Here is an 11,431-nt window from a genome sequence, read left to right on the forward strand (position 1 = left end):
GAGGTGGAGCGGAGGTGGCCGGGCGGTGCGCGCCGGCCACCCGTCGGATCAGCCGCGCGACCTCGGGACCCACGCGCGCGTCTCGGGCTCCAGCGTCATGCCGCCGCCGCCGCGCAGCCGGTCGACCGATCCGTCCGCCGCCCGGTCGGCCGTGACCTCCTCGCCGACCGATCCGAACCCCTCGCCCTCGACGATGCGCGCCGAGGAGTCGCCCGTGGCCTCGAGCACGTCCACCGACTCGAGCGGGTGCTCGGCCGTCGGGTCGATGCGGAGGAAGCGGTCGCCGACGACCTGGAAGTCCTGCAGGCCCCACATGTTGCCGAAGCGTCCGGTGAAGGGCGCCTTGACGGCGGCGCGCTCGGCGTCGTTCGCGGCGGAGTCGGCGAGGAGCAGCTCGAGTATGCCCGTGCTGAGCGCGCTCGCCGGGCCGTCGATGGCGTTCGTGAGCACGGTGACGGCCCAGCCGCTCGCGGGATCCACCGCCGTGCGCGTGATGTGGCCGGGGTACCCGCCCGAGTGGCCGAGGACGGTGGCCTCGTGCGCGCCGGATCCCACGCGCTCGACGATGAGGCCGTAGCCGTAGCGGCGGGTGCCGGCCGGATCCGCGCTCGTCCCGTACCGCGGCCGCTGCTGGAGGCGCTTGGACGCCGCCGACAGCAGCCGCTCGTCCTCGGGCAGCACCAGCGCGGAGAAGAAGGAGACGAGCTCGGACGCGGTGCTCGTGACGCCGGTGGCCGCCGCCATCGCGCGGGTGTCGACGTGCGGGAGGACGGTGCGCTCGCGCGAGGTGCGGAGCGAGGTGGAGGCCGCCGCGTACTCGGCCGCGCGCGCCGGCACGTACTCCGCGGTGGTGTCGCGGAGGCCGAGCGGCGCGACGATCCGCTCGGCGAGGTAGTCCGCGAAGGAGAGGCCGGACGCCGCCTCGACCACGAGGCCGAGCAGCGCGTACCCGACGTTCGAGTAGTTGAACGCGGTGTCGGGCGCGACCTTGGCGACGCCGGGCGTCGTCGCGATGGCGAGGAGGTGGCGCCGGTCGGGGAAGGGGCCGGAGTGCTGCCAGTGGTCGCCGTCGAACCCGTCGCGCAGCACGCCCGCGCCGTGCTCGAGGAGCGCGGCGATCGTGACGTCGGCCAGCTCGGATCCGCCCTCGGCCAGCTCGGGCACGTGCTGGCCGAGCCGGTCGTCGAGGCGGAGGGCACCCCGCTCGGCGAGCTGGAGGATGGCGGTGGCGGTGAACGTCTTCGAGTGCGACGCGACCCGGAACAGATGGTCGGGGGTGAGTGGCGCGTCGGTCGTGGGATCCGCGACGCCGAACGCCTCCGACAGCACGACCTGGCCGTGCCGGGCGATGGCGACCTGGGCGCCGGGGACGCGGGTCTGCCAGACGCGGAGGTCGAGCCAGGTGCGGACGTAGTCGAGGATCTCGGTCATGGCGGGGCTCCGGCTCGTGTCGGTGTCGGTGTCGTCGTTCGCGGGCATGCGCGACCGGCAGTCGCGGGCGGCGGGTGGACGCCCGGATCCGGGTCGCGCGTGCCGGACTCTACGCGAGCGGCGCCGGCCCGCGTCCGTCCCACCCCGGGCCGGGCCGGCCCGCTCCGGACGCACGAGCGGCCGCCGACCCGGAGGTCGACGGCCGCGGGCGTGCGGGTGGGACTACTCCCGGACGAGCACCAGCTCGGAGAGCGGCAGGCGCGAGCGCGGCGCGGTCTCGCGCTCGGCGAGCGGGCCCTCGAGCGCGTCGGCGGGCGCGACCGTGCCCACGGCGGTGACGGTGAGGGGCTGGAGGTTCTCGGGCAGGTCGAACGCGGCGGACAGCTTGTCGAACTCCACGCCGGCCATCTGGTGCGTGTGGAGGCCCTCGGCCTGCGCCTGCACGGAGAGGTGGGCGACGGCCTGGCCGAGGTCGTACGCGGCGTAGGGGCGCTTCTCGCCCTCGACCGTGGAGGTCTCGGCGATCGCGACGACGAGCGCGGAGGCGTTCACGGCCCAGGCGGCGTTGAAGCCGACGAGCGCGTCGACGATCGTGTCGAACGCGTGCGTGCCGCGGCGGGCGACGATGAAGCGGCGCGGCTGCTGGTTGCTGCCGGACGGCGCCCAGCGCGCGGCCTCGAGGAGGGCGTCGAGCTGCTGGTCGGAGACGGTGGCGTCCCGGTCGAAGGAGCGCGGGCTCCAGCGGGCGTCGAGCTCGCGCACGATCGGCACGGACGTGTCGGCGGTGCGGACGGTGGATGCGGGGGTGGCGGTGTCCTCGGTGAGGGTCATGGCGGTTCCTTCGGTCGATGTCGGGGATGCGGCACTCCGTCGGGCCTCGCGGATCACAATGCGGGACGCCGTCCGGCTATTCCTGGGTGACGTGCGCCCCGAGCGGGGGCCTGGCGCTGCCCGGGCCCGCCCCCGAGACTGGGCCCATGAGATCCGGATCCGCGATGCTCGCACTGGCGGGTTCCGCGCTCCTCCTCGCGGGCTGCTCCCCCGTCGCCCTCACAGGGCCCACGATGCCGCCCGCGGACGAGCTGACCGCGACGGCGACCGTCCTCCAGCGCACCGCCGACGAGAGCCCGATGCTCTGCGCAGGCGCGATCGCCGAGTCCCTGCCCCCGCTCTGCGGCGGCCCGGTCATCGCCGGATGGGACTGGGACGCGGTCGACGACGAGGAGACCGAGAACGGCGTCACGTGGGGCGAGTACGACGTCGTCGGCACCTGGGACGGGACGACGTTCACGCTCACCCGGGGTCCCGTGCCGACGCCGGAGCCGACGGGGAACCCGGCGCTCCCGACGCCGTGGCCGAATGCCGCCGACGCGGAGACGATGGCCCGCGCGACGGCCGACTACGCCGAGGCGATGAGCGCGCAGCTGCAGGATCCGGACGCCGCAGGCACGGGGATCTTCGGCATGGGCGACGCGGGCGGCCGTCTGGTCGTCGACGTCCTCCACGACGACGGCGCGATGCAGGCCGAGGCGGACGCGCTCTACGGCGAGGATGTGGTGGTCATCGAGTCGGCGCTGCGGCCGGTCGGCGAGGAGCGGTGATGACCCGGCGCATCGGATCCGGCGCGGGTCGCGCAGCGGCTCCGGCCGTCAGCGCCCTCGTCGCCGTGCTCGCCCTCGCGGGGTGCGCCGCGGCATCGGGAGCCGAGTCGCCGTTGAGCCCCGACGAGCTGACCGCGACCGCCCTCGTCCGCGAGGAGCCCGGTACGAGCGGGCCGACGATGTGCGTCGGCGTCATCGACACGTCCTTCCCGCCGCAGTGCGGGGGAGCGCCGCTCGTCGGATGGGACTGGGACGCGGTCGACGACGAGGAATCCGCCGTCGGCGTGATCTGGGGCGAGTACGACCTCGTCGGCACCTGGGACGGGACCGACTTCACCCTGACGCGTGCGCCCGCGGCCCCCACCCGTCCCGAGGTCGCCGACGGGTACACGCCGTGGCCGGATCCCGCGGACCAGGCCACGGTGGACCGCGCGCTGGCGGACTACGACGCGCGCGGGATGAGCGTCACGGGCGTCTTCGAGATGGGCGACGGAGCCGGCCGCGCGATGGTCTCCGTCTTCCACGACGATGGATCCATGCAGGCCGAGGCGGACGCGCGCTACGGCGAGGACGTCGTGGTGATCGAGTCGGCGCTGCGGCCGGTCGGGTCGCCGCGCGACTGAGCTGCACGGAGCGGCGGCCGGGATCCGCGCCGTATCCCCGCGCGTCGCGTGGGGATGCGGCGGGGGCCTACCCCGCCAGCGGGTCGCGCACGTCCTCGAAGCGGCCCGACTCCGCCGAGCGGCCCGCGGCCTCCATGAGCGCGAGGCTGCCGAGGTTGTCGCGGCCGCTGGTCTCGGGCGGCGGGCCGCCGAGGATCGAGAGGGCGAAGGCGCGGAGGCCGGCGGCGCGGCCCTTCAGCGGCAGCGTCTCGAGGTCGAGCTCGCGCTCGGTGCCGTCGGCGTCGCGGATCCCGACCCGGTCGGCCGAGACGCCCTCGCCGCGGCTCGTGAAGGTCAGCTCGCCGTCCTCTCCGGAGATGCGCCACTCGCCCGCCCACGGCGTCGCCGGCCCGCGGTGCAGCCAGCTGCCGCGGTAGTCGACGACGAGGCCGCCCTCCAGCTCGATCACCATGCTCGCGACCGCGGGGTCGCGGTAGTGGCTGAACGACGGGTTGCTCGTGCGCGCGAACACCCGGACGGCCTCGCGGCCCGTGACCATGCGGATCAGGTCGAAGTGGTGGATCGCCATGTCGTTGATGATCGGCTGCGGGAACCGGTAGTGCGGGTAGTCGTCGGGCTCGTCGTTGTCCCACTGGCGGAAGTCGATCTCGATGGTCGCGACCTCGCCGAGCGCGTCGGCCGCGAGCAGCTCGCGCACGCGCCGCGGCGCCGGGTACCAGCGGTAGTTCTGGCTGACCTGCACGATGAGGCCGAGCTCCTCGCCCCGGCGGACGACGGCCGCGGCCTCGGCGGTCGAGTTCGCGAACGGCTTCTCGACGATCACGTGCTTGCCCGCCTCGAGCGCCTCGAGCGCGAGCGGCGCGTGCGTGACGGCCGGTGCGGTGACGATGACGGCGTCCGCGTCCACCGCCGCGAGCGCGTCGGCGAGCGAGGCGAACGCGGCGGACTCCGGGAGGCCGAGCAGCGCGCGGACCCTCTCGCGGGTGGGCTCGCTCGGATCCACGATCGCGGCCACCTCGATCTCGGCGACCTGGGGCACGGCGTTGCGCGCCCAGTCGCCTCCCCAGCCGCCGAGGCCGACGTGGATCACGCGCACGCGGCGGCCGGCGGAGGCGGGAGCAGCGGGCGCAGCGGATGCGGCGGACGCGGCCGGCTTCTTCGCGGCGCTCATCGGGCGAGGAACCAGTCGCGCGGGTGCTGGTCGGCCGTGAGGTCGGCGCGGCCGTCCGTGGGCGCGACCCAGCGGGCGGCGTTCGCGAGCACGCGGCGGATGTCGGGGTGGTGGTACACGGGGTACTCCTGATCGCCCGGCGAGAAGTAGAAGACCCGGCCGCGCCCGCGGTGGTACGCGACGCCGGAGCGGAAGACCTCGCCGCCCGCGAAGGTGGAGAGGAACACCTCCTCGTCGGGGCGCGGGATGTCGAACTGCTCGCCGTACATCTCCTGCCGGTCGATGACGATCGGGTGCGGGATCCCCTCCGCGATGGGGTGCTGCGGCGCGATCGTCCAGACCAGCTCGCGCTCGCCGTCGTTGCGCCACTTCAGCGAGCACGTCGTGCCCATGAGGCGCGTGAACACCTTCGAGTAGTGGCCGGAGTGCAGGACGACGAGGCCCATGCCGGCGTGCACGTGGCGGATCACGCGCTCGACGACCTCGTCGGACACCTCACCGTGCGCGACGTGCCCCCACCAGCACAGGACGTCGGTGGCGGCGAGGCGCTCCTCGGTGAGGCCGTGCTGGTCCTCCTGGAGGGTCGCGGTGCTCACGCGCGCGTCGTCGCCGAGCAGCTCGCGGAGGCCGTCGGCGACCACGGCGTGGATCCCGTCCGGGTAGTGCGACAGGACCGTCGCATCCCCCCGGCTCTCGTGCACGTTCTCGTTCCAGACGACGATGTCCATGGCGCTCCTCGTTCCGCGATGATCGGGGGATCGGGCGCGTGCCGCGGGGGTCGGGCCCGAGATCGGCCGTGACGACGCGGCGTGCCCGCGCCTACGATCGTACGCATGCCCCGCGCCGATGCGGGCGACCCGGGAGGCCGCATGAACGCCATCGCCCACGACCGCGGAGCGATCCGGTGACCGGCCCGACCGGCACCACGCGCCCCACCGACAAGGCCGTCCACGCCTGGTCCCTCGACGGCACGCTCGGGCATCCGCGCGTCCCCGGGCCCGACGGATCCGGCTCCCCCACCCGCGCGGACGGCGCCCTCGACCTCCTCGACCTGCCCGCCGAGCTCGCGCGCCGCGGCTACGTCGCCGTGCAGCTCGCCCACTTCCAGCTGCCCACGCGCGACGCGTCGTACCTCGAGGAGCTGCGGTCGTCGCTCGAGTCGTCGGGAATCGTGCTCGACGCGTTCCTCGTCGACGACGGCGACCTCGTGCACCCCGCCGACGCCGACCTGCACGAGCGGTGGATCTCCGACCGGCTCGACGACGCCCTCGCCCTCGGCGCGCACCACGCCCGCGTCGGCGCCGGCCGCAGCGCGCCCACCCCGGAGCTGATCGCGGCGAGCGCCCGGCGGCTGTCGCGGCTCGCGGACGGGCACCCGGGCGTCCAGGTCGTCGTCGAGAACTGGCGCGAGATGATGCCCGACGCCGACTCCGTGCTCGCCCTGCTGGCCGACGCGGGCGACATCCGCCTCCTCATCGACCTCGGCAACTGGACCATGCCCGACAAGCACGAGCAGCTCGCCCGCATCGCCCCGCACGCGGTCACCTGCCACGCCAAGGCGCACCGCCACGAGGACGGCCGCCTCGACGACGTCGACTACGCGCGCTCCCTCCGCGTGCTGCAGGACGCCGGCTTCGCGGGCGCGCTCGCGATGGTGAACGAGTCGAGCCGGCCGGACGGATCCGACGAGTGGGACGGCCTCGAGCAGGAGCACGAGGTGGTGCGGCGGGTCTTCGGCTGAGGCGAGCCGGGGTCAGCCCAGCGACGCCTCATCGGCCGCGACGGCCTTCCGCACCGCGAACTGCGTGCGGTGCAGCTCCTCGTACCGGCCGCCCGCGGCCAGCAGCTCGTCGTGCGTGCCGCGCTCGACGATCGCGCCGTCCTCGACCACGAGGATCATGTCCGCGCTGCGGATGGTGGAGAGGCGGTGGGCGATCACCAGGGCCGTCCGCCCCTCGAGCGCCTCGCTGAGGGCGGCCTGCACCGCGGCCTCCGACGTGGAGTCGAGCGCGGCCGTGGCCTCGTCGAGGATGACGACGCGCGGCTGGGCGAGCAGGAGCCGGGCGATGGTCATCCGCTGGCGCTCGCCGCCGGACAGCCGGTAGCCGCGCTCCCCCACCATGGTGTCGAGCTGGTCGGGCAGGGAGCGGACGAGCGGCTCGAGCCGGGCACGGCGGACCGCGTCCCACACCTCGTCGTCGGTAGCGTCCGGCCTGGCCAGGCGCAGGTTGGACAGGATCGTCTCGTGGAACAGGTGGCCGTCCTGCGTCACCATGCCGAGGGTGTGCCGCATGGAGGCGAAGGTGACGTCGCGCACGTCCGTCCCCGCGAGGCGCACGGCGCCGCTGTCGACGTCGTACAGGCGCGACAGCAGCTGCGCGATCGTGGACTTGCCGGCCCCGGACGTGCCGACGAGGGCCACGGTCTGCCCCGCCTCGATGCGGAAGGACACGCCGTGCAGCACCTCCTCGCCGCCGCGGGTGTCGAGCGTCGAGACCTCCTCGAGGGAGGCGAGTGAGACCTTGTCGGCGGACGGGTAGGCGAAGCGCACGTCGTCGAACTCGACGGCCACCGGGCCCGCCGGGACGGCGACCGCGTCGGGCTTCTCCTGGATGAGCGGCTCGAGGTCCAGCACCTCGAAGACGCGCTCGAAGCTGACCACCGCGCTCATGATCTCGACCCGCGCGTTCGCGAGGCTGGTCAGCGGCGCGTAGAGGCGCGTCAGGAGGAGCGCGAGGGTGACCACCTCGCCGGTGTCGAGCTGCCCGGCCAGCGCGAGGAAGCCGCCGAGCCCGTACACGAGCGCCAGCGCGAGGGCGGAGACGAGCATCAGCGCGGTGACGAAGACGAACTGCAGCATCGCGGTGCGGACCCCGATGTCGCGGACGCGGGCGGCGCGGACGCGGAACTCCGCGGACTCCTCGTCGGGCCGGCCGAACAGCTTGACGAGGGTCGCGCCCGGCGCCGAGAAGCGCTCGGTCATCTGCGTGCTCATGGCCGAGTTGTGGTCGGCGGCCTCGCGGCGGAGCGCGGCGAGGCGACCGCCCATGCGGCGCGCGGGCACGAGGAACAGGGGCAGCATGATCACCGCGAGGACCGTCACGAGCCACGACGTGCTGAGCATGACGGCCAGGGTGAGGATCAGCGCCACGAGGTTCGTGACCACGCCCGACAGCGTGCCGCTGAAGGCCTGCTGCGCGCCGATCACGTCGTTGTTGAGGCGGCTCACGAGCGCGCCCGTGCGCGTGCGGGTGAAGAACGCGATCGGCATCCTCTGCACGTGGTCGAAGACGGCGGTGCGGAGGTCGAGGATCACGCCCTCGCCGATGCGCGCGGAGTACCAGCGCGTCACGAGCGACACCCCAGCGTCGGCCACGGCCACGAGGGCGATGACGACGGCGAGCCGGACGATCGTGCCGACCTCGCCCCGGGCCACGATGACGTCGACCACCTGGCCGGCGAGCACCGGCGTCGCGACCGCGAGGAACGCGCCCACGACGGACAGCGCGATGAAGAGCAGCAGCTTCGCCCGGTACGGCACCGCGAAGGTCAGGATCCGCTTCACGGACTCGCGGGAGATGCCGCGCGACCCGTTCCGCGCGCTCGAGATCTTGTAGAGCGAGCTCCAGGCGACGCCTTCCATGCTCATGGTGGTTCCTCTCGTGGGCGCCCGGATCGATGCGGGCGGGTTGCGCCCGGGGTCGGACGTCCCGGCGTCGAGCCGGGCGGTGCCCGGGTCGATGCTCCGACGGCGGCGTCGTGCCCGGATCCCGACGGGCGTGGACGGGTCGTCCTGCCGGTGGGCGCATGCCCATCATGAGCCACGGACGGCGCGATCACGTCCTCGGTCAGGGAGCCGACACCGGTCGCGGCCGGAGCGGGTGCGGGAGGCCCGTGTCCCTCGCACCCCCGCGCACGCCGGAGGGGCGGGCCGCCTCCTCGGCGACCCGCCCCTCGGCGGCTCCACTACCGGCGATCCTCCGGGGCGCGCCAGCGCGTCCAGGGCTCGCCCGGCCGTGTTCAGCGGCGCACGGACTTGCGGCCGCCGACCTTCACGTAGATGAGCAGCACGATGATCGAGCCGATGATCGAGCCGATGATGCCGGCGGGCTGGAAGAAGCCCTCCATGGCGTCGTGCTGGAAGAGCAGGAAGCCGAGGAAGCCGCCGACGAACGAGCCGACGATGCCGAGCACGATGGTCATGAGGATGCCGATGTTCTGGCGGCCGGGCACGACCGCGCGGGCGATGAAGCCCGCGATGAGGCCGACGACGATGAGGCTGATGATGAGTCCGAGCATGGTGTCCTTCTCTCTGCTGAGCGCGTGTTCGCGCTGCGGTGCCCGGTGGGGCGATGACTTCAACCAACCACCCTCCGGGGTGTGGGAGCACACCCCTGGGGGTGGGATCCTGGATCCATGCCCGCCACCCGCACCCGCCCCGTCACGATCGCGCTCGTCGACGACTACGACGTGGTGCTGAAGGGCCTCGCCCACATGTTCGACGACTACCGCGACCGCGTGGTCGTCGCCGAGATCGACGCGAACGCGGCCCTCTCCGACGAGATCGACATCGTGCTCTACGACTCGTTCGCGCAGCCGGAGTCCGACCACCACGAGATCGCGGAGCTGGTGCGGAACCCGCGCGCACGCCGCGTGGTCGTCTACACCTGGAACTTCCAGCCCGAGCTGATCGCCGACGCGCGCCGGCAGGGCGTGCAGGGCTACCTCTCGAAGGCGCTGCCGGCGAGGGAGCTCGTGGAGGCGCTCGAGCGGATCCACTCCGGCGAGGAGCTCTTCAACGAGGCGCCGCTGCGGGCCGCGAGCGCGCCGTCGCTCGACTGGCCGGGCAAGCGCGAGGGGATCACGGACCGCGAGTCGGAGATCCTCGCGCTCATCACGCAGGGCAAGAGCAACCAGGAGGTCGCGGCGCTCACGTACCTCTCCCCCAACACGGTGAAGAGCTACATCCGCTCGATCTACCGGAAGATCCAGGTGCAGAGCCGCACCCAGGCGGTCATCTGGGGCGTGGGGCACGGGTTCAGCCCGGACCACCACCGGATCGACCACTGGCTGGGTGGGCCGTAGGGGCGACATCTTTTGATATGGGGACAAATACAGTCTTGCAAACTGCGCTTTTCTCTAGCGATGCCTACTGAGCGGCTCCCGAAATGTCGCACCTACATGGCACAGTGGATGCTCCTAGACCAAACGTTACGCCGTTCGCATTCCCCTACAAGGGCCTAGATCATCATCACAATTTATATCTGCCTTTATCAGCATCTCGCGGCTCATTTCGGGCGTTACTAGCTGGTCGACATCAAGCGTCATTCGAACTATTCGCGCTTGGGGATACCTCGGTCTACTTACAAGCGACACTTCATGAAGCACAGCATTTTTTACCTCCTGCGTTGCTACAACGGAGTAAGACGCTCCTTCTTCGTGATGGCACTCAACGGCTCCGCATATGGTACAGCCGAGTTCTTCGTTTCGTGATGCCGTCTTCTCATATGCGATGCCCGGTACATGCTCGCAGTCTTCGATCGCCTTGCCGCAGAACGTACATACAAATTCGCTAATCATTCCCACCGACAGGCCCCGACGGATATGTCCCAATCTGCATCGACAAGATGTCCAAAATCGATCTTGCTCAAATTCAATCTGACACCCAAAGAGGCCGCGTTTTAGAAACGAGGCATCATGAAGCGCCGCATGCGCCTCTTCTGCCCGCGGATGATCTTCAAGGTAGTTAAATGCTGCAAGCGCGGCTTTCTCTGACGCCATAACCGCTTCGTGCAACTCAGCTAGATCCTGGTCGCCTAGGCTGAGCCGCGCGTTGTACCTCTTCCACTCCTCGACCTTGAACAACTGGATGGCTCTAACGGCATTCTCATCATAATTTTCTGCGACGGCCTCTCGTTTCGGCAAAGAGGTCGGCTCCCGCCCAAGCACCATAACGGCATTATCGTAGGTTTCCTTGGCCTCACGCAGGGCATGAAGCCCATTCGCCTCAAGCCAATCGCTCCTGGCAGGTCCCCCCGAAGGAGGAACGTCGCCGTAAGTCAGAATCTGAGCGGTAATCCGCATCCCATTATCAGAGGTTTCCTCACCCATGGTCTCTCGGTCTTCCCTCTTGCTCAAGCCTAAGAGCTTCTAGAACGTCTTTGCCAGCTCCCTTGATCTGAACACTGCGCTCGGTCTCGTTCTCGTATATAGATATCTCTAAAGGAAGATCCAACGCCTCCTCCGGCGTCCACCTCTGCAACTCAGCCCGTAGCAGGACGTACTGTTGCACAGTATGCAATAGCCAGTCATTGGCCAAGGTAAGACAAGTCAGTCCCAGAGCCCAAATATCAGGGTCAATGCTGTACTCCTGTAAGAACTCCCGTTTTCCCTCCGGCAAGGAAAATTGCACAGGCAGGCCGGCGGCTCGTGCGGTCTTGGCCAGATACCTGACGTGCTCTGTGTAACGAGGCGCACCGGCTGAATCAGCGTCCTTGCTCCCATTGCGAGTCGGCAAGATATAGACTACGTTTTCCTCCAGGACGTCGGGAATGCTATTCGCCAATGGGAACCACTTGTCGTACTCAACACTTGCTACCATGCGC

The 11,431-nt window shown here is 71.0% G+C and carries 12 protein-coding genes; 4 read left to right on the top strand and 8 right to left on the bottom strand.

Annotated elements, in window-relative coordinates:
• Positions 1 to 48 precede the first annotated feature (48 nt).
• Both AES38_RS12820 and AES38_RS12825 read right to left on the bottom strand, forming a co-directional pair.
• The gene (locus tag AES38_RS12820; protein ID WP_244629177.1) at positions 49 to 1,479 is read right to left on the bottom strand and encodes a serine hydrolase domain-containing protein; all 1,431 of its coding nucleotides are present in this window, start codon (positions 1,477 to 1,479) and stop codon (positions 49 to 51) included.
• A gap of 174 nt (positions 1,480 to 1,653) precedes the next feature.
• On the bottom strand, positions 1,654 to 2,262 hold the full coding sequence (locus AES38_RS12825) for a nitroreductase family protein (RefSeq protein ID WP_053775288.1): 609 nt from the start codon (positions 2,260 to 2,262) through the stop codon (positions 1,654 to 1,656).
• Positions 2,263 to 2,408: 146 nt separating this feature from the next.
• Between AES38_RS12825 and AES38_RS12830 the strand changes: the two genes are divergently transcribed.
• Positions 2,409 to 3,032, top strand: a complete 624-nt coding sequence (locus AES38_RS12830; protein WP_157883537.1) for a hypothetical protein — start codon at positions 2,409 to 2,411, stop codon at positions 3,030 to 3,032.
• Entirely contained in the window at positions 3,032 to 3,655 is a 624-nt protein-coding gene (locus AES38_RS12835) for a hypothetical protein (protein ID WP_053775290.1), read from the top strand. Before AES38_RS12830 ends, AES38_RS12835 begins: the two co-directional genes overlap by 1 nt.
• Positions 3,656 to 3,722: 67 nt before the next feature.
• Here the strand turns inward: AES38_RS12835 and AES38_RS12840 are convergent, their stop codons facing one another.
• Together AES38_RS12840 and AES38_RS12845 are read right to left on the bottom strand one after the other, a co-directional pair.
• Complete coding sequence (locus AES38_RS12840) at positions 3,723 to 4,826, bottom strand: Gfo/Idh/MocA family protein (protein ID WP_244629178.1); 1,104 nt, start codon at positions 4,824 to 4,826, stop codon at positions 3,723 to 3,725.
• Positions 4,823 to 5,554 carry a ThuA domain-containing protein gene (locus AES38_RS12845; protein ID WP_053775291.1) on the bottom strand — a complete coding sequence of 244 codons (732 nt, stop codon included), beginning with the start codon at positions 5,552 to 5,554 and terminating at the stop codon, positions 4,823 to 4,825. The genes AES38_RS12840 and AES38_RS12845 overlap by 4 nt, the downstream gene beginning before the upstream one ends.
• A gap of 176 nt (positions 5,555 to 5,730) precedes the next feature.
• Between AES38_RS12845 and AES38_RS12850 the strand changes: the two genes are divergently transcribed.
• The gene (locus AES38_RS12850; RefSeq protein ID WP_053775292.1) at positions 5,731 to 6,567 is read left to right on the top strand and encodes a sugar phosphate isomerase/epimerase family protein; all 837 of its coding nucleotides are present in this window, start codon (positions 5,731 to 5,733) and stop codon (positions 6,565 to 6,567) included.
• Between the two features lie 12 nt (positions 6,568 to 6,579).
• Here AES38_RS12850 and AES38_RS12855 read toward each other — a convergent pair whose 3' ends face one another.
• Together AES38_RS12855 and AES38_RS12860 are read right to left on the bottom strand one after the other, a co-directional pair.
• Positions 6,580 to 8,475, bottom strand: coding sequence for an ABC transporter ATP-binding protein (locus AES38_RS12855; RefSeq protein WP_053775293.1), 1,896 nt, complete (start codon positions 8,473 to 8,475; stop codon positions 6,580 to 6,582).
• A 371-nt stretch (positions 8,476 to 8,846) separates the two neighbouring features.
• A complete protein-coding gene (locus tag AES38_RS12860) occupies positions 8,847 to 9,125 on the bottom strand; it encodes a GlsB/YeaQ/YmgE family stress response membrane protein (protein WP_053775294.1) in 279 nt (92 codons plus the stop codon).
• A 117-nt stretch (positions 9,126 to 9,242) separates the two neighbouring features.
• Between AES38_RS12860 and AES38_RS12865 the strand changes: the two genes are divergently transcribed.
• Positions 9,243 to 9,911: a response regulator transcription factor gene (locus tag AES38_RS12865; protein WP_053775295.1), complete on the top strand. Its 669-nt coding sequence runs from the start codon at positions 9,243 to 9,245 to the stop codon at positions 9,909 to 9,911.
• 126 nt (positions 9,912 to 10,037) lie between these two features.
• Here AES38_RS12865 and AES38_RS15885 read toward each other — a convergent pair whose 3' ends face one another.
• Both AES38_RS15885 and AES38_RS15890 read right to left on the bottom strand, forming a co-directional pair.
• Positions 10,038 to 10,964: a hypothetical protein gene (locus AES38_RS15885; RefSeq protein ID WP_162232638.1), complete on the bottom strand. Its 927-nt coding sequence runs from the start codon at positions 10,962 to 10,964 to the stop codon at positions 10,038 to 10,040.
• Positions 10,930 to 11,427 carry a hypothetical protein gene (locus AES38_RS15890; protein WP_157883539.1) on the bottom strand — a complete coding sequence of 166 codons (498 nt, stop codon included), beginning with the start codon at positions 11,425 to 11,427 and terminating at the stop codon, positions 10,930 to 10,932. Before AES38_RS15890 ends, AES38_RS15885 begins: the two co-directional genes overlap by 35 nt.
• Between the last annotated feature and the right edge of the window lie 4 nt (positions 11,428 to 11,431).

The organism is Clavibacter capsici (genome assembly GCF_001280205.1).
In the GTDB taxonomy this organism is placed as follows: Bacteria; Actinomycetota; Actinomycetes; order Actinomycetales; family Microbacteriaceae; genus Clavibacter; species Clavibacter capsici.

Excerpts from the sequence above, each read along its gene's own strand:
- AES38_RS12825 (WP_053775288.1), bottom strand. The coding sequence starts at position 2,262 with ATGACCCTCACCGAGGACACCGCCACCCCCGCATCCACCGTCCGCACC.
- AES38_RS12820 (WP_244629177.1), bottom strand. The coding sequence starts at position 1,479 with ATGCCCGCGAACGACGACACCGACACCGACACGAGCCGGAGCCCCGCC.
- AES38_RS12845 (WP_053775291.1), bottom strand. The coding sequence starts at position 5,554 with ATGGACATCGTCGTCTGGAACGAGAACGTGCACGAGAGCCGGGGGGAT.
- AES38_RS12840 (WP_244629178.1), bottom strand. The coding sequence starts at position 4,826 with ATGAGCGCCGCGAAGAAGCCGGCCGCGTCCGCCGCATCCGCTGCGCCC.
- AES38_RS12860 (WP_053775294.1), bottom strand. The coding sequence starts at position 9,125 with ATGCTCGGACTCATCATCAGCCTCATCGTCGTCGGCCTCATCGCGGGC.
- AES38_RS12865 (WP_053775295.1), top strand. The coding sequence starts at position 9,243 with ATGCCCGCCACCCGCACCCGCCCCGTCACGATCGCGCTCGTCGACGAC.
- AES38_RS15890 (WP_157883539.1), bottom strand. The coding sequence starts at position 11,427 with ATGGTAGCAAGTGTTGAGTACGACAAGTGGTTCCCATTGGCGAATAGC.
- AES38_RS12835 (WP_053775290.1), top strand. The coding sequence starts at position 3,032 with ATGACCCGGCGCATCGGATCCGGCGCGGGTCGCGCAGCGGCTCCGGCC.
- AES38_RS12855 (WP_053775293.1), bottom strand. The coding sequence starts at position 8,475 with ATGAGCATGGAAGGCGTCGCCTGGAGCTCGCTCTACAAGATCTCGAGC.
- AES38_RS12830 (WP_157883537.1), top strand. The coding sequence starts at position 2,409 with ATGAGATCCGGATCCGCGATGCTCGCACTGGCGGGTTCCGCGCTCCTC.